This window comes from Moritella sp. Urea-trap-13 (assembly GCF_002836355.1).
Lineage (GTDB): Bacteria > Pseudomonadota > Gammaproteobacteria > Enterobacterales > Moritellaceae > Moritella.
Map to the genome: position 1 here is coordinate 1,508,788 of NZ_PJCA01000031.1, position 24,218 is coordinate 1,533,005.

At 37.5% G+C, this 24,218-nt stretch carries 18 protein-coding genes; 1 reads left to right on the forward strand and 17 read right to left on the reverse strand.

Annotated elements, in window-relative coordinates; genetic code table 11:
* Positions 1–165 precede the first annotated feature (165 nt).
* The 7 genes from csm6 to CXF93_RS14735 all read right to left on the reverse strand — a co-directional run bounded on the left by csm6 (position 166) and on the right by CXF93_RS14735 (position 7,089).
* Entirely contained in the window at positions 166–1,284 is a 1,119-nt protein-coding gene (csm6, locus tag CXF93_RS14705) for a CRISPR-associated ring nuclease Csm6 (protein WP_101063223.1), read from the reverse strand.
* A 208-nt stretch (positions 1,285–1,492) separates the two neighbouring features.
* On the reverse strand, positions 1,493–2,131 hold the full coding sequence (locus tag CXF93_RS14710) for a hypothetical protein (protein ID WP_101063224.1): 639 nt from the start codon (positions 2,129–2,131) through the stop codon (positions 1,493–1,495).
* 135 nt (positions 2,132–2,266) lie between these two features.
* On the reverse strand, positions 2,267–3,151 hold the full coding sequence (locus CXF93_RS14715; RefSeq protein ID WP_101063225.1) for an EcsC family protein: 885 nt from the start codon (positions 3,149–3,151) through the stop codon (positions 2,267–2,269).
* Between the two features lie 41 nt (positions 3,152–3,192).
* Positions 3,193–4,134 carry a DUF726 domain-containing protein gene (locus CXF93_RS14720; RefSeq protein ID WP_101063226.1) on the reverse strand — a complete coding sequence of 314 codons (942 nt, stop codon included), beginning with the start codon at positions 4,132–4,134 and terminating at the stop codon, positions 3,193–3,195.
* Between the two features lie 129 nt (positions 4,135–4,263).
* Complete coding sequence (locus CXF93_RS14725; protein ID WP_101063227.1) at positions 4,264–4,560, reverse strand: hypothetical protein; 297 nt, start codon at positions 4,558–4,560, stop codon at positions 4,264–4,266.
* Between the two features lie 329 nt (positions 4,561–4,889).
* Positions 4,890–6,299, reverse strand: coding sequence for a DUF726 domain-containing protein (locus tag CXF93_RS14730; RefSeq protein ID WP_157824455.1), 1,410 nt, complete (start codon positions 6,297–6,299; stop codon positions 4,890–4,892).
* Between the two features lie 337 nt (positions 6,300–6,636).
* The gene (locus tag CXF93_RS14735; protein WP_101063228.1) at positions 6,637–7,089 is read right to left on the reverse strand and encodes a hypothetical protein; all 453 of its coding nucleotides are present in this window, start codon (positions 7,087–7,089) and stop codon (positions 6,637–6,639) included.
* A gap of 327 nt (positions 7,090–7,416) precedes the next feature.
* Here CXF93_RS14735 and CXF93_RS14740 point away from each other — a divergent pair, with 327 nt between their 5' ends.
* Positions 7,417–7,755 carry a YkvA family protein gene (locus tag CXF93_RS14740; protein ID WP_101063229.1) on the forward strand — a complete coding sequence of 113 codons (339 nt, stop codon included), beginning with the start codon at positions 7,417–7,419 and terminating at the stop codon, positions 7,753–7,755.
* A 70-nt stretch (positions 7,756–7,825) separates the two neighbouring features.
* Here the strand turns inward: CXF93_RS14740 and CXF93_RS14745 are convergent, their stop codons facing one another.
* The 10 genes from CXF93_RS14745 to CXF93_RS14790 form a co-directional block, all read right to left on the reverse strand.
* A complete protein-coding gene (locus CXF93_RS14745; protein ID WP_101063230.1) occupies positions 7,826–9,034 on the reverse strand; it encodes a restriction endonuclease subunit S in 1,209 nt (402 codons plus the stop codon).
* On the reverse strand, positions 9,031–10,569 hold the full coding sequence (locus CXF93_RS14750) for a class I SAM-dependent DNA methyltransferase (protein ID WP_101063231.1): 1,539 nt from the start codon (positions 10,567–10,569) through the stop codon (positions 9,031–9,033). Before CXF93_RS14750 ends, CXF93_RS14745 begins: the two co-directional genes overlap by 4 nt.
* 131 nt (positions 10,570–10,700) lie before the next feature.
* A complete protein-coding gene (locus CXF93_RS14755) occupies positions 10,701–14,048 on the reverse strand; it encodes a DEAD/DEAH box helicase family protein (RefSeq protein ID WP_101063232.1) in 3,348 nt (1,115 codons plus the stop codon).
* 167 nt (positions 14,049–14,215) lie between these two features.
* Entirely contained in the window at positions 14,216–16,978 is a 2,763-nt protein-coding gene (locus tag CXF93_RS14760) for a hypothetical protein (protein ID WP_101063233.1), read from the reverse strand.
* On the reverse strand, positions 16,975–17,709 hold the full coding sequence (locus tag CXF93_RS14765) for a hypothetical protein (RefSeq protein WP_101063234.1): 735 nt from the start codon (positions 17,707–17,709) through the stop codon (positions 16,975–16,977). Before CXF93_RS14765 ends, CXF93_RS14760 begins: the two co-directional genes overlap by 4 nt.
* A 52-nt stretch (positions 17,710–17,761) precedes the next feature.
* Positions 17,762–18,403, reverse strand: a complete 642-nt coding sequence (locus tag CXF93_RS14770; RefSeq protein WP_101063235.1) for a hypothetical protein — start codon at positions 18,401–18,403, stop codon at positions 17,762–17,764.
* The gene (locus CXF93_RS14775; protein WP_101063236.1) at positions 18,403–19,050 is read right to left on the reverse strand and encodes a hypothetical protein; all 648 of its coding nucleotides are present in this window, start codon (positions 19,048–19,050) and stop codon (positions 18,403–18,405) included. The genes CXF93_RS14770 and CXF93_RS14775 overlap by 1 nt, the downstream gene beginning before the upstream one ends.
* Before the next feature lie 51 nt (positions 19,051–19,101).
* A complete protein-coding gene (locus CXF93_RS14780) occupies positions 19,102–22,161 on the reverse strand; it encodes an ATP-binding protein (protein ID WP_101063237.1) in 3,060 nt (1,019 codons plus the stop codon).
* Positions 22,158–22,979: a hypothetical protein gene (locus CXF93_RS14785; RefSeq protein ID WP_101063238.1), complete on the reverse strand. Its 822-nt coding sequence runs from the start codon at positions 22,977–22,979 to the stop codon at positions 22,158–22,160. Before CXF93_RS14785 ends, CXF93_RS14780 begins: the two co-directional genes overlap by 4 nt.
* Positions 22,980–23,110: 131 nt before the next feature.
* The gene (locus CXF93_RS14790) at positions 23,111–23,950 is read right to left on the reverse strand and encodes a DNA translocase FtsK (protein ID WP_101063239.1); all 840 of its coding nucleotides are present in this window, start codon (positions 23,948–23,950) and stop codon (positions 23,111–23,113) included.
* Positions 23,951–24,218 lie beyond the last annotated feature (268 nt).

Consider the following 24,218-nt stretch of genomic DNA (forward strand, 5'->3'; position numbering starts at 1 on the left):
TTTCGTTGGTATGAATCGAATATACGTTAAATTTATTTAGGCTGTCGTTTGTAAGCTTATGATATGAAGTATGACAAGATTCAGGATGGCAGAGTGACAGGCTTAACCTAGTTTATATTTAGATAAAAACCTGTCATTGAAGGTTTGCGGAACTGTTACTAATGATTAATCACAAATTAATATCAGTTCAGGTTCAATCCAATAAGTTGCAATACCCTTTTGTTTCTTTGATTGGATCTTCACTTTCTCAAGTACATCAATAGGTAATGCGTTCTTTAATTTACTGTTCACAGATGATCTAATCGGTTGAATAAATTCAACTTCCATCGTTTTTAACATAGCTATATCGCCCTCCTTCCAAGCGATAGTATTTTCAATACCAAATGTGCCAGTTAATACGCGAGGATCATCGCCGACTTGGGTGTAAATATCGAGATAATTAATACTGTGTTGCTTGTTATCAGTAAATACACGGTCTGCCAAAATGGAGCGATTTGGTTGTTGTAATAACCATTGATAAAACGCTATTTCTTTCGGGGTTAATTTAATATCAATGCCAAGAACTGACAGTGTCTTAGCATTCATTGATACTTTCACTGATAACTTTTGATTTGCAGCATTCATTTTTGCGACGGTTTTACTGAATGAAGCTTGGTCTATCTGACCGATAAGATCATTAGATAACGACTTGCGCATACGTACAAACGGGATCTCGGCAAAGGTGATCTCAGCATCTTTGGTATTAAGCGTTTCGCCTGGTTTTTTACCTGTGATCCAGTTGTCCTTTAACGTCGGAAAGTAAAAGTCTCTGACAAATTCAAATTCGTCATTCACAAATACATGACTTAAGGTATCTTGTTCACGGCCCAATAATGACATGGCATAACCCATATAAAATGCCATGGTTTTACGGCCACCAGCAATTGACGCATGAATAACACAATCATCTTGTTCCGTTAACCAGGCAACTTTACGGGTGATAAAATCAGCCATCACCGATTGGTCTTCTTCACGCTTAGCATCATGAAGTAAATTACCGTCTTCGTCTTCAATAACCCAAATATGTGATTCGTCAAACTTAACGGCAGGCAGTTGGTATTCATCATACAAAGCTTGTAAATGTCCGCGGGTATATAGACCATCCATCAGCATCTCTTTCGAATCTTGCGTTGTAATGACATACATTTCATCTGGGAATGCTTTACCTTGCGTATGCAAACCGTATAAGGTTTCGGTTAATACTTGTGGGCTAGCGCCCGTAACTGCAACAAGAATATTTTTCATGGTTGTTCATTACCTATTCAATGACTTAGCAAGATTAAATGGATTATCTCATGTAAACAATCGCTTAGGTATATCGCTTGGTAGTTATTTACGTTAAACGCAATAAGATCTGACGTAAAACAATAACTGACTTAATTTTTTTATATTTTTACAGTCATAATAATTTTAAATTATCGCCATTTGGTAAGAAGTAATCATAATGCTTGTGCTAAGCCCCCGCTGAGATCAAATCAGACTTTGCATACAGTACGGAATCGCCCTTTTTTCCTAATTTTATAATAATGGTTTGCACGAATTCTTTAAGCTGAGCAGTACAAGCAAGTTTATCGTCAATAATCTGCTTCAAATTACTAACAAATTTTTTGTCATCAACTAACGCATCAATACTCTGCCCATAAGGACCACTCTGCCAACTGCCTAGCGTCATGCTACGTACACGCTCACCGTACTCATTAACTACAGTTGCAGATACTTTAAATACCTGAGGCTCGAGCTGATTAGAATAATCGGTCGGTGGTGTGTCTGAAACAGGCATAGAGATGTAGGCTTCTTTTAGAATGAGTAACTTCGCTTGTTGTTGCAGCTCGATAGGGACTGACCAGGCTATATTCTCATGATAGTCGATAGGTAAAATAGTAATTATCATGCCTGTATGACAGTCTTGCACCGCCACGAAGCACATGTAATCCGCTTCACTGTAAAATAGTTTATGCACTCGATTGGTATTTGGCTCGTCACCGATATTAATCACAAGGTCATCATCTAAACGTTTTGCTAATTCATAATGTGGCATTGAGATACGACCTTTAACACGTTGGAATGCGTGATAAGAGAAATGTGCTTGCATGAAAATAACCTTTTACATCTTCTGTGACTATCAGGGTGATATTCACTATAACGGCAGTGTAAAAGATTTTTGGTTTGAAGATATATTCACAAGCTTATGAGTTATAGTGAAACTTATAAGCTTGTGAAATTTACTTTAATCTTGATAATCAGGAATGATGCTGTCAGCTGGTGCCACTGACGAGTCAATAATATCTGCACCATATTTTTCAGCTAAAAATCGCTCACGATATAAATAATATGCAGTATCGCAAACTTTACTTGTATAATAAGCATTAAACCCACCACCAACAATAGCGCCAGTTGCTGGAACTACTTGAGCCAATTTTGCTTTTGTTAAACGAATACCTAACGACTTTGCTATTGTTTGGATAATTTGAACAAAGGTGTGCTGCTCCAACACTTTCCAAGTTTTCTTTTTAGCTACATCTTGTCCAATTTTAACTAACTGCGCCATTGCTACTTGTTTTGCTAAGTCATCAGGACTTGAGGCATAGCCTAAAATATTTAATGCAAATAACCGTTCTTGTTGCGATGATATATCAAAGCCAAAATAAGTCGCATACTCAGCAATTGCTCTTTGGTTAAGTGCAATTATCGCAACAATATCTGGGGCAATACCGACTAAACCAACACTACCTGCAGCAGCACCTTCAGCAGCTGCCAGCGATTTATATTTAGCGCCTAAATAACCGTTAACTTTATCAGCATCTTCCAAATCTAACTTGAATATATCTTGGGGAGTTTTTACTGTTGCATGCCCTGCAGCTCTATATTCTTTATATATAGCTTCAGGTCTTACGCTCCAGTGAGCAAAATCATTTAGCAGGTCAACTAACCCACCAACAGATTTTTCAAGAACCCAGTCAACACCCGGTACTTTAGTAAATAAATCACCTACGAAATTAAAAGGTTTTGAGATTGCACCTGTTGTTTTTGTCCACCAAGTTACTGGCGGGTTTTTCCATTCAAAGATTGATTGAATTGCATTTTTTTCATACACCGATAATTCATATGACATTAATAATATTACCTTATATTTAGATAGCTTTTAGATATACCCTAATAACGCAATGATAATTCTGATTTTTTACCAAACGTTAATTGATTTAAAATACCAGCTAACGCTTTTCCTACTTTTTCATTTTTATAGCTTGTATGCCCTGATGCAAATTCTGATACATCTAAGTTCATCACTTGTTTCGTATTATTGTTTCCAATTTCAGTAAGGCCTACCGGAGTATGGTTAAACAAAGTCCCAGCGCGGTAGCCGCCTTTGAGAATATAATCATTATCGCCATAACAATTCACAAGACGGTGCTCAGTGTGTTTTTCTAGAATATCAGCCCATTGTTCAGCTTCCGCAGACACCGCGCCAGCCAATAGGTAACTTGCTGAAACTTTATTTGCATCAAGGTTATTCAATGTATGACGAATAACCCGTGCACCTAATGAATGTCCCATCAAGATACAACCTTGTAAGCTTTCATCACCTTGTATTGCTTTGGCTAGATCATTACCTACATGTAGAGTTTCGTTAAATGATTTTTTCCAGTGTCCGACAAACTTATCCCCTACGACACCGCCAGCAATCATTGCGATACCAGCTGGTGTCACACCTCTTGCTAGCTTTGCAGCAGCTAAAAGCTTCCCGACACCTTTATCGCCGCCTACACCACCAGCAACAATACCGTCACCCAGTGCCATTTCAGTTAAGTTACCCGCACTCCATTGCACGTGTATCACATTGTTCTTAGGATATAGTTCATCAACAACACTAAGCCAATCCGATACATCTTCACCACGCTGTGATAGAAACCCATTAATAACCAGTACGCTTGGTGATTTACCTTCTCTTACTGTTGCTAATGTTATTGATGGTGTTTCTCTTGCAACAAACTTTGCTTCAGTATTTTCAGCGATAAACGCTCTCGCTTGATTAGCTAATTGATTTGTATCGACGTTCTTCACCGCTTCTAGCGCACTACCAAATAACTTTTTCATTATTAACTAATCCTAATAAAACAATAACAATACACCAAACTACTTAACTGAATTTCGAACTTTAAACGCAAGGCTAATCACGCCATAAAGGAACATGATAAAAATAAATATCGCGATTAGTTTCATTGACTACCCCAAGAAACAGTTAAACACAAAAGCGATTACCACCATGCTAGTAATGCCGATATTAATCATGAGTGATTTTTTCTGATGTTTAATAATTAACTTACGTTCTTCTGCCATTTCTTTTCGTAAATCTGCCGTGACCTTGCTAATTCGATCATCAACGACTTCCAAAATAGCATCCCGCTTAGTCGGATCAAACTCTATCTCTTTGGTCGACTCAGCGACTTGCTTGGCTTTATTAGTCGTTTCATCAAATTTATTTAACGCACTTTCAAAGCGTTTTTCTATATTATCAATCATGATCAACCTGGAATGTACTGAATCGTAGAGTCTAAATAGGTACGAAAAGTAACGCTACTTCGCACTAAAAATACCTGACTTCATATTTTCTTTACCGTAAAGCATGGTGAATTCTTCACATGCGGCTAATGCGTTAGATTATTGGATAACTCTCCAAGCAGTACCGCCACGACCCATTTTAATTAAACATTTAAACTTAAGTACTGTCATAAATAACCAACCTTTCTATCGCTGTAAAATAAGTAATAACGTCTTAATAGTCTGCGTTATTACGTTCATGCATAGAATATCGAATGGTCGGTTCAATGGAGGTTCGTAAGCTTATTAGTTTAGCGATAAATCATATTAAGTATTTCTTCATAATGCTTTTTCCAATTCATATGTGAATCAACTAAATAATCACAATTGATATTCCTGAGTTTTGAATTTGTTATTTCAATTGGACTAATACCAATAGGATCACTTAAACCAGCATTAGCGGTCTTATAAATGACTGAAAGCACTTTATCTTGATTCGTATGGCAATTATAAATTTTACCATCGACTGAAGTTAAAGCCTTTTCCCAACCATCTTTATCATTTCGTCCAACCGCACCACCTAATAGGATTACGTCATTAATATACTTTTTATCTTTAGAGGATAAAGCTTCTAATGCATAATAAATAACCCTACAACCTAATGAGTGCCCAACTAAATTAAATTTTTGGCCCTCTGTTCTTGATATAGCTTCAGCAACCTGAATTCCGGTTTGTGCCGCTCTCAACATCGAGCTATGCCAAGGGTTAGCTAAAAGATCACCAAACATAGCAAGCAGACCAAGCGGGTTTAGTTTTGCCGCAGCACCTTTGCCCCCCACTTTTGCCATCTCAATTAACATTTTCTTGGCCGCCTGAGTTCCAACGCCCTTACCAAATGCCATCCCAAGCTTCGCATTCGTTTTAGCTCCCCAATTGACTGAATACATTGTATGAGATGAGTCAAAAGCTAATTGTCCGCATTGCCAGTCATAAAAATCTGTTTCATTTTCTTGTGTAAAACCATTAATAAAAATAGTTTTTGTTTTTGAGCTACTTTTCCTAAGTTTAGATATAGCGAAACTGTCATCTTCCCCATGATATTGATTAGCGATCACCCCCCCCATGACACCGCCTAAAGCAAGGCCACTTGCAGATATTATAGCTGTTCCAACTGCAACAGACCCCCCTACGGCAGCTAAAGATGCACTTGTAAGTGCAGCCCCTGATAATGTCGAAATTACGGTACCAGTTGCCGCAGTGCCTAACAGACCCATTTGTCCCATAGCTGCAGCCATAGGAGCAGCTCCCGCCCCAGCTGTGGCAGCAACACCAGCGACACTGACGACGCCCGCAACACCTAACCCTGCATATTTCCCTGCTTTAGCAAGATTATATTTATCTCTCAGAAAAATATTCTCATATTCAGTAATATCAGTGATTTTCATGTCTAAAGTAGAAAAAGATGCAATTGAGCCATCGTGTTCAGCGCACAGTTCATTGTCCCAAGACTGAGCTATTTTAGTTAAGCCACTTAGCTCCATTTCTTTTAATGTTTGATTACTTGGCTGCCCCTTTGTCATTTCACTACAATAACGACAAGTTAATGTATGGTTTTCACAGGACGTACATTTATAAACATTACGAGTGAACATATTTCTAAAGGTAAGCTCGTGTTTAGTTTTACTAAAACACCAAGAGCAATACGCAGTAACATCAGACATACTTCTTTTCCCATGTAAAATCAAAATGAGTTCACCGTATTACGCTATTAATTCAAACTATGAATACGGTTATATAATTATTTAAAGTATAGCGAGGTAGTTAATAATTTTTCACAACCATAAGCTTACAATTTATGTAATGTTTACATATTACGTTTATAAAAAAAGTTATCTATACGATATATTTTTATAAATTAACTATAAATATTAAGATCATACTGCTTATCGAATAAAAATAATGTCCGCAATCGTACATTCACCATACCGCAGCTTAATAATTGAGCTAAATACTTAATCTATTGTTCTCATTAATTCCCAATATCTTTACAAACTCACTTCAATACATTTTGTAATACTCCTTCGCGTTATCAATCGTTTGGCTCAACGCTTGCACCTCTTCCGCAGATAACACGATCGTCACCGAGTCAAGGTAGCTTAACCTTGCTGCAAATATCTCTAGATAGAAACGATGAAACAGGTGGCATAAATACGGTAAGGATAAGATAAAAGAGATAACAATAGGTGCGCTGAATACAGCATATGCGATGTAAGCCCCCGACTCCATATAGATGTAATACAACACCATTAATTTCACTGCTTTAACCACCCAAATGGTATTCGCCCACAAAGGCAGCATGATACGTAGTGCACCTGATTCTTTAAATCGCGTGAACATATCAGTGCCATATAGCATGTCTGCGTTGCGGATTAATTTGATGCTTGAGCGTTGCATGGATACAAAATACAAGTCGATAATAGCGAGGACGGCGAAGATGAAATACAAAGTCATTAATGAATACCAGTGGTTAAATTTAGGATATTAACTGAGTATAAAGATGGCGGTTATATTGAGGTATTCATAAGCTTGTGAATAAAATTTAAATTATAAAATACAATATTGTCATGCCTTGATATTGAATGCCTAATATTGAATGTATTGGGTCGTAATCAGTCACGAACAGACAAATATTATAATCCCCCAATAGTTCTATATATTATAATAAAGATGAATTATAAACTTTCACAATATTAAAAAAATAAATTTATTACTCTATAAATTTAATTTAAAATAAACCGTGTTAAAAACCATTAACCTACATATTAAATGAGAATGAAAATGTCAGATAAAGATAATGCGAAGGACTACTCTGAAGATGGATTTTTTAATAAATGTAAGAAATATGCTGTCGCAATCGGAGAGGAATGTTTAGAAAAAGCATTTACTCTTTACTACGCTACTGAAAGTGAAAACTGTACTCTTGCACACAAAACTGCAATCTACGGTGCTTTAGCATATTTAGTTTCACCTATTGATGCTATACCAGATTTAACACCTATCCTTGGTTACACTGATGATATGGGTGTAATCGCATTAGCTTTAACGAGCGTTGCAACCTGCATTGATAAAAAAGTGAAGGGTAAAGCTAAAAATAAAGTAGCTGATTTATTTAGTTAATAGCGGTTCACGATTTAAGTCGACGCTATAAATAATCAATGCCACTCCCTTTCAGAGAGTGGCACTTAAATTACAATTGGCCTGAAAAGGCTTTTTGACTTAGTGAATCGAAAAAACTGTTAGCAACATCATGACTTTCTTGTTTCTTTTTACTGTTATCTCTTACATGTTGAACTATAGATGCAAATTTACGCTGTAATGCTATAGGAGGGATAGGGATTTCAACTTCAATAAGCTTAGCCTTAGAGATATTAGGCATTGAACCAGCGGCTCCACCAGCGAGAGATTGAATGAAGCTTCTCTGCGATGTATTCGATAAAACCGCAGATAAATACAATGGATCAAGTATTTCTTTATCTTTTACATTCAATCTAAAGATCAAATCCGGCATTAGCCTTCTTTCTTCACTTTCAAATACATAAGCAACAGCAGCTACAAGATGTTTTGTATTCTTTCGAGTAAATAATACATCACCTTTTTTAACTTCATGCTTATAGCTCAATTCTGACGCCTGTAAGTACGCTTTATTAGCCGAACTTAAATAATTACCAGATGTTACAGCGCTTAATTTGAGTACGCTCCACTCATCACCTTCTGCTGGACGAGACTCACATACAGGGCTCTTCCCACTATCAATCGAAGTTAAAACGTCGTTGAGGCTTTTCTTAGTCCATCTACGAGTATTATTAACCGGATCACCGAACATATCCAAAAACACACTACGCAAAAAATCATCAGTTAGATCGATAGCTTGTTTACGTTTTTGACGCACGCCATCAGCTTTGTCTAAAATCGCTGCAATACGTTTTTGTCCTTCTAGTGGTGGAAGTGGAACCTTAAACCCTTTTAGATCTGTTGCTGACAAATTAGGTTGCGCGGCACCATTTTCAAAAAAATTAATTTCTCGTTGACATAGAACACTACCTAAATAATGTTTTAAATAGTTCAGGTTAACTTTCTCATTTGAACGAATAATAACGAGTGACGATGCAATAGCACCTTGCATAGTCGAGTCAACAATAGCAAACTTACCTAAAGAACCTCTTAAGCAAAATAAAATATCATTCTTGTCAATCTTCCCACTACTTAATGAATCATATTTTTCTTGAGTAACATAATTCAGTTCATTTTCTTTAATAGTATGATTTGAAGATAAATTACCAGCATTAATAAACGGAACTCCAGTATCAACAAAAGAACCCTTTGAAGGATAGTTTTTACCTCGATCACCATTAATAAAAGTAGCTATATCACCCAGCTTCACCATAGGCCAACTCATAGCATCGCCTCTAACTCATTCAAGTCAGCTAGGATCTCATTTTCTAATGCTTTCAGTTTAGCCAAGATAACTTTTGGTTCTTCGTAAGTCTCTTCTTCGTAAACTACTTCTTTGTAACGGTTTATCGACAAGTCGAATTTCTGCGCTTTAATATCTTCAGCACTTACCATGAAAGCAGCTTGGGTTTTATCACCAAATTCAGCCGCTAACGCATCCGTATCGCCTGCTTGATAAAGCTCAGAATAGCGTTTCCATTTAGTTTTCGTATCTGGGATATCATTATCTGCAATTGGATGACGTTTATCATCTAACGAGTAACCATCCGCCTTCATATCATAGAACAATACGTTGTCAGTAGTGCCGCCCTTGGTGAAAATCAAGATACCTGTTGATACACCTGCATATGGTTTAAATACACCACTTGGCAGCGAGATCATTGCTTCTAATTGGTTATTCTCGATTAGCTCTTGGCGTAAATCTTTATGGGCTTTTGAACTACCAAACAACACACCGTCTGGCACGACTGTTGCGCTGCGGCCACCGAGTTTTAGCATACGTAAAATCAAAGCTAAAAATAGTAACTCTGTTTTCTTGGTTTTAACCGTACTCAATACTTCAGGGTTAACAGACTGCTCGTCTAAACTGCCTTTAAACGGAGGATTGGCTAAGATCTTATCGAAGAAATTTTCTTCCTGATCTTTGTCCATAAAGCTTTTGTTTAAGCTGTCTTGATAAGTAATGTTGGCGCTGCTGACACCATGTAACATCATGTTCATTGCTGATACGCGTAGCATGGTGTTATCAAAATCAAAACCCCAGAACATATCGTTATTAATATGCTCACTAAACGGCGCTAATAAGTCACCTGTATACACAGGATTACCGTCTTCGTCTTGATAAATACTTTCAGGGCTTGAGTTAACGCGCGTCAAATATTCCATTGTGCGCGATAAGAAACCTGCTGTACCACAGGCTGGATCGCAAATCACATCTGTTGGTTGCACATCAATCATTTCCACCATCATGTCAATAATGTGGCGTGGAGTACGGAACTGGCCGTTAATACCCGCAGAAGCTAATTTACTTAATAAGTATTCGTAAATATCACCTTTCACATCACTCTGTTCTAGCGGTAACTTGTCTACCATTTCTACTGCGGCAATTAATACTGACTCACTGCGAATTTCAACGTCCGCATCTGCCATGAACTGCGCGATATCAGAACCCGCTAATTCAATTTGTGAAAAGTGTGGGAATACATTTTTCTTTAAATGTGGCAGCAGTTCTTGACCAGACATGTTTTTAAAATTATTCCAGCGTAATAACTGGCCTTCTGGTGTTTCAGGGAATTGGCGTGTGAAAGCTTGTCCCGAACGTTTTGATTTTTTCTCTGCTGTGGTTTCTTGCATATCAAGTAAACGCGAGAACATTAAGTAACTGATCTGCTCGATCACCAATAACGGGTTAGTAATGCCGCCAGTCCAGAATTTTTCCCACAAGGAATCGATGTCGTTACGAATTTGACCAGTTAGCATAAGTGTTCTCTGTAATAATGTTTGGGGGCTATTTCAATAGTAGCGAGTTTAACCCTCCATGTGTAATTCACAAGCGATGATCGTGAGTGACACATTAGAGGGGTATTTTTGTCGACAAGTTTGTCGGTATTTTAGCCGTTAGGCAGTAAGAATGGTTGCATCAGCACTTCTAATTCATCGGCACGTACATCATCAAAGATATCTAAGCCTTCACCATTAGTTAATCTTTCAAATGGCCCTTCGTACAACTGTGCCATTTTGATACGACCATTACGGCAAATAAAGTTTTTTAATTGATTCAAAAATTGCGTTTGTTGATACGTTAACTGATTCGTCATAATGAACTGGGTGAAACTTTCACTGACCATTTCAGCATCCAAGCCTACTAATTTGCACAGGGTTTCATTTAACTGAGCAGGAGTATTGCCATAAAACGTATTTAGCGCGTTAGCATCTACACCTGGATGTTGCGTCAAAATAGTAGAGGTTAATGATTTCAACTCAGCCTCTGTCACCGCTTGGTTACGGTGTATTTTTTGCAATACTGGATTGTTTGCTAACATGGTATCTAAAATCGTTTTAAGACGCTGACGATACGCCATGGCTTCGTTGTTATCACCAATCACCACGAGACGATCATGCATCTGCTCATCACCATCCGGCGTTGATGTCGTTTGTGTCTGTTGATATGGCGTACTTTCTTTCTTTTTAAACTTCATGATCGACCGTAAGCTTTGACGCGTTTTTTCTAACTTACCAACATTGAGTGTTTCCCAGTATTCTTGAGTCTGCACCACTGCTATAGCTTCGCCCTGTTTACGTACTTCATTAATGTTAATGGCTAGGCTTTGTACTTGCTGAATCAATTCTGCTTTTAAGGTTTCAACCTCAGTGTTACCGAGTAATTGTGCCGTTTGAAGTTGCGCGAGTAAGCGGTCAAGCATCGCCGCATCTTTGTCTTGTAGCGTGCGATAACCCATTAATGGGGCGATCTTATCGACTAAAATATGACGTATATGCGCGTCCATGTTCAACAGCATATCGGTTTCTTGTAGCTGCTTCACACTGCGTAATTCACGGCGTACAGCAATAGTGCCATCGGGTAAGTCACAGATATCCGCTTTAAGCTGAGCCGCAACCATTTCAAATACGCTGACATTGGCTTTTTTCAATGCGGCATCAGCCAAGGCTAAACGCGCTTCAAAGACTGTTTGTAATAATGAACGGCTTTGGCTTTGTTCTGCTTCGGTATACTCTTCTTCAAAAAATTTAAAGTTACCGTAATGGTCGAAGATTAAGAACTCTTGTTTGTCCTTACCCGGCCCAAATAGGTTTTCGCATAAACGAGTTCCACGGCCAATCATCTGCCAAAATTTAACCCACGAACGGATCGGACGAGCAAATACAAGGTTTACAATCTCTGGTACGTCGATACCGGTATCCATCATATCGACCGAGATAGCGATACGAAAATCGTTGTCGCCTTTCTTGAATTCATCAATACGCGCTTCAGGACGGTCGACCTTGTTGTGGATCACTTTACATACTTTGGTGCCGTATTCAAGATACAGTTCTTGCGAGAACAAGTGTTCTAAACGTTCAGCATGGGCTTGGCTTTGGGCAAAGATAATGGTTTTACCAACGAGTGAATTGGTTGCATCTTTAATGCCGTTTTCCATCAAGTTTTCTAAGATCTTGCTGTCGGTTTCATCACTGAAGATCTTTTTGCCAATTTGTTTACCTTTGATTGTGGTTTGTTGCGCCTCTTCTTCACCTAAGTCTGCTTCAAGTTGCGCTTTTTGTTCGTCAGACAATTTGTTGTAATGGATACCATCACGCAAAAATTCGGTAGTAAACTCTTTAACGCGGAAATTATTTAAGAAACGCGGTTCATGCGTAATCGCTTCCGCTAAGTCAAAGTTAAACGTCGGGTCGCCATTCTCACAGCCAAATAAATCAAAGGTATTTCGGGCAATAAACTTAACTGGCGTTGCGGTTAGTCCCACTTGGCTGGCATCGAAGTAATCAAAAATATCACGGTAACGATTATAGATACTGCGGTGTGATTCATCGGCAATGATAAGATCGAAAAAGCCCACATCTAATTGCGAGAAACGATTCATCATGCCTGGGTATGTAGATACAAAAATACGCGCTGACTGGTCAACGGCATTCTTCTCGCCAATCACACAACGCGGTTCACTTGGTAGATGCTCTTTAAAGGCATTGTCCGCTTGGCGACGTAACTCTTTACGGTCACACAGGAACAACACACGTTTAGCCCAACGCGCACGTAATAACAGATCCACCAGCGCAATCGATACACGGGTTTTACCTGTGCCCGTTGCTTGCACAATTAAGCACTTACGACGTTGGTTTTGCAGGCGGTTGGTAACTGCTTTAATCGCTTCAATTTGATAAGGTCGACCAGCAATACTCTCGCTCGGGTTTAATAACTCTAAATTAGGCTCTTTATGCTTATGCTGAAACTGCAAAAATTTAAGGCTATTTTTAGAATAGAATCCAAAGATTTGGCGATAGGTATTATATTGTTTGGTGTCCCAAATGCAGATCTCGTAACCGTTGGTATAAAACACAATCGGCGTCGGACAGTTGTGTTGTTTCGCTAAACCTTCGGCGTAGTAACGCGCTTGTTCGCGACCTTGTTGCATATGCTCTCGGGCCCGCTTAGCTTCAACAACAGCCAGTGGCGTACCATCATCATCCCACAACACGTAATCGGCATAACCAATACCTGAATTAGTTGGTTGATGCTGAACTTCAATTTCGATACCCACTTGCTCGGGATCTTTGATATTCCAACCCGCTTGCGTTAACTGGCTATCAATTAATAACTGACGGGTTTTGTTTTCATCCCACTCTAGGCTATTCGCGGTTTGATTACTGCGGTATTTTGCTTGTTGTAATTGCTCTGCCGTCGCTTCGGCTTTTTCACGTCCAGCACGTTCAATATCAAGCTGTTCAATTAACTTGTCTTGTTCGGCTTGATTCTGCTCTAATACTTTTTCAAACTGCTTTTGGGTAATGACTGCTGATGCAGGTTTTTCTGGATACGCGAGTTCGGTCAGATCGGAAACTTGGAAACCATAGTAGTTTACCGCCAAATACTGACTGAGATTATGCGCAGTGCCTAATACTTCATAGGCCTTATTTAATGAGCCATCACCACCGTGGGCGGTTTTATTACCTTCAATACGCAGGAAGTGAATTTGGTCGCGTAAACGAGATTCAGTTATATCGATAAAGGCATCATTCTTCAGCAAGTCCATGAAACTCGACTGTGGCAAGCGCGCCAAGCGGTCGATGTCATAAATTTCTTTTGTCACTTCTTCAGCGAAGCCACGTAAGCGCGTGATCGCACTACCGGGATCAAGATGGATGATTTGTTCTGCCAGCATCCCTAAGTTAGCGAGCTTTTCGTTGTGACCACGAATTAATTCAAAATTAAGAGACTGCATGGAATACCCTTACATTAACAAGTAGTTATAGTGTACTTGATATGGGTGGGGGTTGGTAGTTCTGAAGGAGTTGGGATTGAAAGAAAGAACACCTAAAGTCAGGTGTTCTTTTATGGTTAACAGTTGGTTTTATATCGTAATATAAATAATTAGACTGCTGATTAAATTTAGCTAAACGAGAGTTCTCGGCTATGCGCAAGTTCACCTTGCTCAATAGCTTCCATTGATACCCCCGTGACTAATTCGACCACCGCAGGTGATATAGCTTTAACAAATACTTTATGGCCATCGGTTGGTCCATCAAAGACAACTCGAGTATAATTTAAACTCGGATCATCCTCTGACATATTACCTGTATTTGCCACCGCTGCTTGAGTCGTTACAATCCGGAAAGTTCCTTCACGAATAGGGCCAACTTGTACCCATTCTTGATAGTCATCTCCTTGAGCAATACTGACTTCAAACTTCTTACGACGTATACGACCTATCGAATAAGCGAATGGAGCCTGACCACCAGTTTGTACCGCTGTATGGTTAATGACTTTGGTTGTTGAACCTGGAGTTAGCTTAAGTAAACCCAAGGCAACACCTGTTTTACAAGTTGGTTGGTATAAATCGTCTTTATCATATTCAAGCGGTAAATAGACCAATATATCAGGGCTATTCTCACCCCAAACCATTTTCTTTTTATTAAAAAAGTTGATCTCTTGAAGCATTTCACTTACTGGACGCAAACCAAATAATCGAATATAAGTAAATACATCAGATTCAGAGTAAACATCTAATAACTGAGCAAAAGCTAACTCTCCGACATTATCAATATATAATTGTTTTAACTCAATATCATTCAACTCTGACACATTAGTTTCTACAACGTTATCTTTTCGGTTTAAGCCTTGTATCTCAGCTGTTTTATCGAAAATTTCAGTAACTATGTCTGAACGGCTCGAGTTACCAGCAAGCAATACATGTACTTTATCAATCTGTTCACCAGTAAAAGCTTTTTTCATGGCCGTATAAAAGTTATCTACACCTTCAAAAATTCGATTACGTAAGTAAGTAAGTAATTCTTCTTTATTTATTTCAATGTCACAGCTTTGATTATCTCCATCACGCTTCAACAAGTGTAATTTAATCACACCATTGTTCGCTTTAGGTAACTCGCCAGTTTCCCATAGAGGACGTAAAGCAGACATCAACATTAATGTATTAGTTTGTGCCGCTTGTGTTTTATCAATAAACATTTCAGCGCCTGAAAACTCTTTAGCATCTAAAGGTTTCGTGAACGTTATTTTATGTTCTCGACATATTTTCAAATTAGACTGGAACGTTAAATAAGCCATATTTTCAAGTAAGTTTTCGCCTCCTAAAAATTTATCGCCCGCAGAACCAAAATGCTCAAAGACTTCTTCGTAGCCAAGATTTTCTTCATCTTCGTCAGCCCAACGGTATAAACCAAAATCAAAGTCTGTGGTACCTCCACCAAAGTCAAAGACTGCATAAGGGGTGCCTTCTTCTGTTGGTTCTATATTCAAGCGGTCTAATGCACTAGCAGCATAAGCGGCTGGTTCAGATGCTCTTTCCTCAACAAAAAAATCTTTAAAGATAGGTTGTGAAATTAAGCTTTTTGGTAAACTACGCTGTAAGCCACGCGAGAATGACGATAGTATCTTCGCTTTCGCTTCTTTAGGGTAATCAATAGGAAACGTCATATAGTAATTTAAGAAGATACCGCGTTGACGCCAATTAATATTCATTCCTAAAAACCAAGCATAAAGCTCTATTGGATCAAATTCATCAGCATTACTAACAGATAGCTCAGTTAAATCACTTAACTCTTTCGCTTCTAATGGTGACAGAATATGTTCTTCACCATTCTCTCGGTCGGTAATACGTGTCATTGCATCATTTTCAGCACTACGTAATGCCCACTGTTTCATCTTAGGCAATATGCTTGCGAGCACCTTCGAGTCACCTTCATTATCTCTGAAGTTTGCTTGAGCTTCATGAGAGCAGCGCACATCATCCCAACTGACATTCGGTCGGTAAGTATCTTTACTCCATTGTTCTAATAACGATGGAATATTCAAAAATTCTAATACCGTTGGATTTTCATAATGCGATGCTTTTGGCTCTGCATAGAAATCACGAACACCAATACGTAATAGTTTATGTTGGTTTTGATCTTCATACGCAACAACCGTACTACTGGTGCCAAAATCAATCGCAACATAAACGCCTTTTTTTACATCTTGTGCAGGATCGCGACTTTGAATACCAAGTTGTTTTATACCCTCTTGATATTCGTCACCATGAAACTCCCATAAGCCTTTATTTGGATCTGTTAAGCTAATATCGTCTAATTTAGGTAACCGTACTGAAGAGTAGTCAAGGTTCTTATAGGTAGATTCAATTAACCTGCTAGGTTCAATTTTTTCATTATTAATGCTTAAATATAATTTTGAAACTATTAATTTTTTAATAAATAAATTGATAGTTTTATTTTCAAACTCTTTATTTACAAAGACCACCCGAGCAGGATTAACGCTCCCATCAGATATACTTATAGGTGTCGAGTCTACATCACTATAACCGCTATCATAAATAAAACCATATATAGAAAATAAACGGTTACAGGCACCACTACGATATGGATTAAGTCTATTAATTGTAAATTCATTTAATTGATAGTAAGAAGGGACTTTCCATTCAGGCAATTGCATTGAATTAATTTGTTCACTTCGTTTATTCGCATCTAAATATGAGTATGTGTTTACATCTGAAACTCCATCCCACAAATCGTGAGTCAACCTATCAAATAACGCAATTTCCTTATTATTTTCATCGTATACTTTCCAAAATTGATTCGCTGATAACTGTCTTTTAAATTCATTCACAACACTGTTCGTAATTAATGCATCTAAACTCATGATTTGGTTTCCACTAACGGTTTGTATTCTATTTGTTGTTCTTTATTCAATCCATAAAAAGCTAATTCAGTAACGATGTCACCTCTAGAGTTTAATCGTTGATGGTTTTCATAATCAAAATCATCACCACTTGGTACATCAACAACTGAATACTTATCATTAACGTATGATTGGTTATGTAAAGAGACGACTTGAATGGCTAATGCTTTTTCAGCCGCAGTCGCACAACGGGCATCAGCTTTACAACGGCGAACGATCGTTTCCCATAACTGCTCGAGTGTGATAAATAATGCACACTGAATAATGAAGGTCGTGAGTTGCTGTGATTCCGACATTCTTGAATTAAGGCGAAAAATTAAACTTAACTCCGAATCTTCCAATAACGTTTTAATCGTTAAGAATAACAGTGATAGCTCAGCCCTTATTGGATCAGGTTTTACTATCAATTTGTCTACTTCAATGACTTTCTCTACCTCAACTATTTTTTCAACTGCTATGAGTTTTTCGAAATCAACAACTCGTTCAGTTTCAGTCACATTTTCGACTTTTGAAGTTTTTATTGATTGGTTACCAGTTGAATTAAGCTCTTGATTATTTAATGCACATTGCCGTATTAATGATTGGATCTTAGAGTCTTGTGACAAGATTAAGCACAAGTCATCATAAGTGAGCTTTTCAGCGAAAAAATTGCCATGTTTTATTTTTTCTAATCTATCGTCATTACTTTTCATTTTATTTACCTAAAGCCACACAATAGTCTCTCATCATGTGGCTTTATTATCATTATTCGCGCATTGAACGTAGCATGTCTCGTAATTGTGCATCGTCACTATCTGGTGCAGTCTTTGCTTCTTGCTTTACTAGATCAGCTTCAACTGAGGCAACTTCTTTTCTATTTAAGCTAGAGTTAAAGTAGTCCCCTACTTTTGAAATAGACAAACCTGCATCAAGCATGCTTTTCAAACGGCCGCCATTAAAAAATTCAGGCATTCTTGCCATCATAGGAACTAATGGCGCAATACTAGTACCATAGTGCTCTTCAATCTGAGCTCCCATTACTACAGAGCAAGCGACTAACTTATCTTTTTCTGATATCTCTTTGGACTTCTCAGGATCAACTTTAAAATTACGGATATTTTCCATATATTTTTCATAGTCGCCTTCACAAGAATCCAACGTAATGCCCATTTCTTCGGCTTGAATAATTTTATCGCCAACTTCTTCAGGATCTTCATCTACCTGCATAAAACCAAGTGCCTTAGCTATGTTGCAAATAACATTTGCAACACTTTTTAACCCTTCGACAGCCATATTGCCGACTTCACGCACTAAATTAACAGCTGTTGATGTGAATGAACTAACAGCACTACACACCGAGCTACATGCTGAACTAATAGCGCTACCCACTGAACTCCAAAATCCCATTATTCTCTCTCCTGTCTAACATTCTTTAATATTGATACTACTTCATCTTGCTGTAAGTCACCTTCAGCCTGCATTAATAAATCTTCTACTTTAGCAACATCTTTTCTATCCAAATTTGATGAAAAGTAATCACTAATATCTTTCACTGTAAGGCCAGTGTTATCACACAATGTTAAATACATACCTAAACGTTCACTATTAAAGAAGACTGGGCTGCGAGCAATTAAAGTAACTAGGTCTTCAGCACATGGGCCGTATTTACTTTCTAATACCGAAATCATCAGAGAGGTTGCGACTGCATGTATATCTTCATCAGACACCTCTTTTATAACTTCAGGATCAACAGTTGTTTTTTCTATATCCTTTACATTCTTAGATATATCACCACTTTCAAAATCCGTTTTTGAATGTGCTGTTGATAACGTTTTCTCTCCTAATTCCCTTGCTGATTGAATGTTTTTTAATTCATCCATAACTTCCATAGCTTTAAATAAAGTGTCGGCTATAGGTTTAATTTTTTCAATTAACATTGGTAGTTTTGTTACAAATGCCTGTACCGCAATACTGGCTTTACTTATTGTTGCTATTAGCGTCGAGGCCATTGCAGTTATCTGTGGGATAGCTGCAATAATTACTGCTGGGATCATAATCTTTACCTTTTTTGAGAGAGACATTTATGCCCCTCATATAGTAGTTAATTAATAGATTTTATTTAATAGCTCTCTGAATATTGCTTGATTATCAAAATCCAACACATTATCTATTGCATCTTGAGAGGTGCAATTAAATAAAATATCCAAAACGTCAATATATTCTTTTTTATCACTACGGCTTGTTTCATAAGGAAGTTTTAAAATAATATCGCTAATGATATTTTTATCATATTGATGAGTATCATCGATCACATTAACAACAAACAGCATATCTTGGGCGATAACTTCCATTGCTTTTGAATGGATACTGTCACCTGCTTTACTTGGTACTTCTGTTACTCTAATTGATTTTTCAACTAGGCGATCTAAAGCTAACCAAAACTTATTTTTAAGTCGGCGATACTGCACAATCTCTTGAGGAGTTAACCTTATATCTTCCATACTTAGTTCAGGGAAGTATTTCATTTGTTGTGCGGTCATTTGTGCTAAACCGATATTCTTTACTAATACCATTAGCTCAGCATCTGTTGCGCTATCATCTGATTCAACTCGATTTATTTTTGCATGTGCGGCTTTAGTCCAATCACCTGAATAAGCGATAACCTCACCAATACGTAAATTAGTTAAAAAATCTTTTTGAGTTTCATCAAGTCCAACGGTATCGCCAATGACTTCCCTATCATCCCGAGCAAAAAGCTTGTGAATAATCTTTGTATTGGTATTTTTAAGTACTTCAGGTGCCAGTTTATTAGGGATTTGATCGACAATAACTAAACTTTCACCATATTTACGCACTTCTGCGAGCAAATCAGTAAACATACCAACCGCGTGTTTACGTGAACCCTCTTCACCAGGTGATGGTTTTTCAAGTAAACGGTGAGCTTCCTCCATCAAGGTAATATGTTTATAATCTGGCTGTTGTAAAAAACGTAATTTAATCGCTTCAGCAAAGCGAGAAATGATAAGCCCCATCATCAAACATTTATCTTCAGGTGACTTTAGATCATCTAATTCTAAAACCACTTTTTTATCTAATAATTGGGTCACATCTGTTGAAACTTTACAGTTAAGCATTTTACCTTTTGCACCGACGGTTAAGTTTTTAAAGCGAGCAACCAATGAGGCTGTGTAATCAGACTCTAAACGTTGATCAAAGTTTTTACTTTTAACAACACGTTCCATATTTTTCAGTAAATCATCGACTGTGGGCCAATAAGTGCCATTACATCCCCACGGGTTTTCATGATAGATATTTGCATCTTCAGGTTCTTCCCAACCACCAGTATTCCAGCCATAATCTTTATAGCACTCATAAATAGCCTCTTCTAATAAATACGGCATCGCAGCTTCCATTGGGAATGCAGCTGTGAATGCAGCTTTTAATAAATCTACGTGACTAGTTATCGACTCCCCTTCCATTAATTCAAAAGGGTTAAATCTGAATGGTGCATAGTTCTCATTACCTAAGGTATAAACTTCCATCCCTTCTATTTCACTTAATAATGAACGATATTCAGTTTTAGCTGGTTCAATAATTAAGAATGGTAATGCTGATTCGGTTAATAATCGACGGCATGTTGTAGTTTTACCACTACCTGTAACCCCTGCAATAAAGACATGTCGACTTAACATTTCCTTATTGATGCTTAACGGACGATTCGTTAGTTCACTTCCTTGATGCATTACATTACCGAGATTAATTGCATCCGATTCATTTGTTTCCTTAGGGTTTAAACCAAAATCAACAGCTTTTCTAAGCGGTAACCCAGGTAACTCTTTACTTGGTAACGCACAAATTAAACTTAGCTCACGACTTGTTAAACAAGTTCTGAGTTCTATTTTATTTGTGTTTTGTGGGTGTCCAAAGATCAGGGGTAACTCTTGCCCTATATTATTTTTTGTTTCGATACTCTGGAAATGAGCCAGGATACTCTTCAAATCTCCGGTCACGCCTTGCGGTAACTCAGTTGCTCTTAATGGACTAAAACTTGAACTATCACCTTGCCACATCGAACATAAATTTCTGACTAAGCGTTGATGGCATAGATGATTTTCAGCTAGTGCATAGATAGACGTTTTAAAAAAACCTTTAACTAATCCAACATTAATTCGCTCAAATAGTTCTTCATCCATATACTTGAGTAATGCCTGATATTCTTTATTAATATGCTCAGTACTTGCTGATTCACTACTTGATGACCCCTCACTCCTCGATGTAGATGTCCCTTTATTTGTTCCTTTTGAAATCCCTGAAGAAATACCTTTTGAATGCGAATCACTTGAACCATTAGAGCTTGAAGAACCGTTATTACTTTTATTAGTACCTTTGGTATCAGAACTATTAGTACCAGTATTATCACCTTTATTGGAGCCATCACTTTTAGAGGCACTCGTGCCTTTATTTTCACCAAACGTTTGTTGCATCGTTGTTTTAGATGACGAGTGTACTTTATTATAAATATCAAACAATTCTGATTTTAATCGATTTTTCTCTTTCAATGGCATTGCATCACATACAATTAATAACTGCCATGAACCGTCAACACCCAACATACTATTAGCTAAATTATCTAATTTTTGAGTATATAAATCTTTACCTTCTCCAGTTTCGTTCACAGAAGGAATACCAGTAATTAAAGAGCCTCGCTTACTTTTCGCGATTAATCCGAGGACAGTTTCGTCTAACTCTTGCTGAGTAGTGATATCTGATACTGAACTACCGTGAAAATTACCCATAAAACTTTCGCGTAATAGTTCACCGTAATCATAAGCATGTAGTCGTCCACAGTCAGGGTGATGATAATCTCGAGTTACACCCAAGAACAACTCAATGCCCTTATCACTACCAGACAATAGATATACAAAGTTAAACTCTGGATTATTCATCGTAGATATTACATTTTCAAACGTTTCTCTACGTGGCATGTTATCTTCATGACCAATCTCATTAATTTTAATAAAATGACATTGCTCTGGCAGTATCGCAGGGGAAAATTTGATCTCATCCTGTACGACATCTGTTGCCATAAACATATTTAAATCGAATGGTTTTGGATTATGCACTTCTTCAATAAATGATAATTCAGATTTTATTTTACTGTTCATACCGCACCAACCTTAACCAATAAATTATTTGTTTCTTTGTTCAACTTAACGCTAAGCACATCTCCATTTTTAGGGAATTCAACGGTGTAGCTTTTTTTAGATCGAGAGTTTAAAGTATATAATGCTGTTCTAACCTTACGTTTTTGCACGTACAAGCTGACATTTTCAACGTAAAGATAAAAACCAGAGCCGCTTACACGCATGACCAGACCTTGGGTTTCATTTCCCTTCACTACGGAAACAACATCTGAAAATTCCGATTGACTATGGTATGAATTTACCCAAACACCTTCATAAGAATCATTATCTACCGTATTTTTTTTAGGTGCACTCTTGGTATGAGTATTAACATTACTTGAACGTGTGTTTTTGTTTTTCATATTTTTATTTTGATTAAAATCATTATCTTTACTTAACTTTTTAATTTGTAATAAAGATAATAATTGAGTAGATACACCTCTTACTACCAGTCTTCCACTCATAGGTTCAAAGTTTAATAACCCTAAATCTTTGTCACTAACTTTAAATAATTTATCTTTAAGTAAAGATAAAAAGTCATTCGATGTAGATCCATTAAAAATACTAAGAAACGTAGTTGAAATATAATGATCGTGCTTAAATGAATACAGCGTAATATTCAATTTATCCGATACACCTAATGTACCAAATAAGTATTTTTTTAACTTCTTCCAATCATCAAGTATCCACGCTTCAATTCGCGTAGACTTTTCTCCACGTATATAGTGGTACTGAAATTCACCAGCGAACTCTTTAGTTACGACAAGGTGATTCTGTAATATAAAACAATTTAGTTTCATCTATTAATTACTCTCTTGTGAATAACTCAACCGTAAAATAGCATTGGTTTATATGTGTAAAAAACCTTCTAAATGATATATTTACATAAAATAAACACCATTAATGTTAACCATACCTATTTAGTATAGTTTCACACCAGCAGCGGAACTCTTTTCATCACCACTTTACGCATGTAGGTATCTGTTTTTACAACAAGTCCTAACGACTCCATCAACTCAATAAACCAAACAGCGTGGTTGTAACCTATGATGAATTGTCGCTGCAGCATAGATACGCTGATATTGCTCATTTGTGCTGTGAAAATATATACCTGAGAGAACAGACTGTTTTGCTCATTTAACTCAAACAGCTGTATTTTAGCTAAACTCACAGGCTTGAATTTGTGTTCAATAAAAGCCGATAAAACAAAGCTATTAACCACTGATTTCATCGACAATATGCAACTCCCAGACACCTGATCATCTAATTGATATTCATGGTAATGGTCGAGTTCAATTAACGTGGCATCACCTAACACTATCTCGGATGGTTGTAGTATAAAAAAGCGCGGATGTAACATTTCATTTTGTAAAATACTGATATTGAGGGTATCAATAATCATCACCGCAGTGGTATTTCGACCCGCATCACTGCTGCTTGGCAGGGATAAATACACAAAGGTATTATTGGCGACTTGTGTGCTTTCAACTTCAACCAAGTTTGATAGCGATTTGATGCTGCGTTCGATATCCAGCTGGTTACAAGTCCTATCCCACAATTTACGCATCAGAATTTCTTTTTTGTCACCACAGAGCGCTAAAACACACTCACGTGGGGTTTTAAGAAACTGTTTGCCGACTAGCTTAATGAAATGATCGAAGTGAGTGCGGCTGACAGTATCTTCTGCAACCGTAAGTACATCATTGTTGGCATTAAGCAGGGCTAAGACTGAATTCAAGTGTTCGGCGTTAACATTATCGGTAGTAGACATAGTAACCTTTTATATACTGTTATCTTGATTGGGGTAAGTATATAAAATGGTTGTCGTAAGAGAGGTTTGTAAGCTTATGAGTATGCCTGTTCATTACTGTCGCCTCATCATTCTGTTAATAGATAAGCACAACCCAAGCAGCTCGCGATTAAGTTAAGTTGCATGCAGATAATCAGACCACATTTAAAATCCACATTATGTTCATAAGCTTACTAAAATTAAAATGACTCAATATAGTGGCAATATGTTGTCCACAAACAATATCTTG

Excerpts from the sequence above, each read along its gene's own strand:
- csm6 (WP_101063223.1), bottom strand. The coding sequence starts at position 1,284 with ATGAAAAATATTCTTGTTGCAGTTACGGGCGCTAGCCCACAAGTATTA.
- CXF93_RS14710 (WP_101063224.1), bottom strand. The coding sequence starts at position 2,131 with ATGCAAGCACATTTCTCTTATCACGCATTCCAACGTGTTAAAGGTCGT.
- CXF93_RS14715 (WP_101063225.1), bottom strand. The coding sequence starts at position 3,151 with ATGTCATATGAATTATCGGTGTATGAAAAAAATGCAATTCAATCAATC.
- CXF93_RS14720 (WP_101063226.1), bottom strand. The coding sequence starts at position 4,134 with ATGAAAAAGTTATTTGGTAGTGCGCTAGAAGCGGTGAAGAACGTCGAT.
- CXF93_RS14725 (WP_101063227.1), bottom strand. The coding sequence starts at position 4,560 with ATGATTGATAATATAGAAAAACGCTTTGAAAGTGCGTTAAATAAATTT.
- CXF93_RS14730 (WP_157824455.1), bottom strand. The coding sequence starts at position 6,299 with ATGTCTGATGTTACTGCGTATTGCTCTTGGTGTTTTAGTAAAACTAAA.
- CXF93_RS14735 (WP_101063228.1), bottom strand. The coding sequence starts at position 7,089 with ATGACTTTGTATTTCATCTTCGCCGTCCTCGCTATTATCGACTTGTAT.
- CXF93_RS14740 (WP_101063229.1), top strand. The coding sequence starts at position 7,417 with ATGTCAGATAAAGATAATGCGAAGGACTACTCTGAAGATGGATTTTTT.
- CXF93_RS14745 (WP_101063230.1), bottom strand. The coding sequence starts at position 9,034 with ATGAGTTGGCCTATGGTGAAGCTGGGTGATATAGCTACTTTTATTAAT.
- CXF93_RS14750 (WP_101063231.1), bottom strand. The coding sequence starts at position 10,569 with ATGCTAACTGGTCAAATTCGTAACGACATCGATTCCTTGTGGGAAAAA.
- CXF93_RS14755 (WP_101063232.1), bottom strand. The coding sequence starts at position 14,048 with ATGCAGTCTCTTAATTTTGAATTAATTCGTGGTCACAACGAAAAGCTC.
- CXF93_RS14760 (WP_101063233.1), bottom strand. The coding sequence starts at position 16,978 with ATGAGTTTAGATGCATTAATTACGAACAGTGTTGTGAATGAATTTAAA.
- CXF93_RS14765 (WP_101063234.1), bottom strand. The coding sequence starts at position 17,709 with ATGAAAAGTAATGACGATAGATTAGAAAAAATAAAACATGGCAATTTT.
- CXF93_RS14770 (WP_101063235.1), bottom strand. The coding sequence starts at position 18,403 with ATGGGATTTTGGAGTTCAGTGGGTAGCGCTATTAGTTCAGCATGTAGC.
- CXF93_RS14775 (WP_101063236.1), bottom strand. The coding sequence starts at position 19,050 with ATGATCCCAGCAGTAATTATTGCAGCTATCCCACAGATAACTGCAATG.
- CXF93_RS14780 (WP_101063237.1), bottom strand. The coding sequence starts at position 22,161 with ATGAACAGTAAAATAAAATCTGAATTATCATTTATTGAAGAAGTGCAT.
- CXF93_RS14785 (WP_101063238.1), bottom strand. The coding sequence starts at position 22,979 with ATGAAACTAAATTGTTTTATATTACAGAATCACCTTGTCGTAACTAAA.
- CXF93_RS14790 (WP_101063239.1), bottom strand. The coding sequence starts at position 23,950 with ATGTCTACTACCGATAATGTTAACGCCGAACACTTGAATTCAGTCTTA.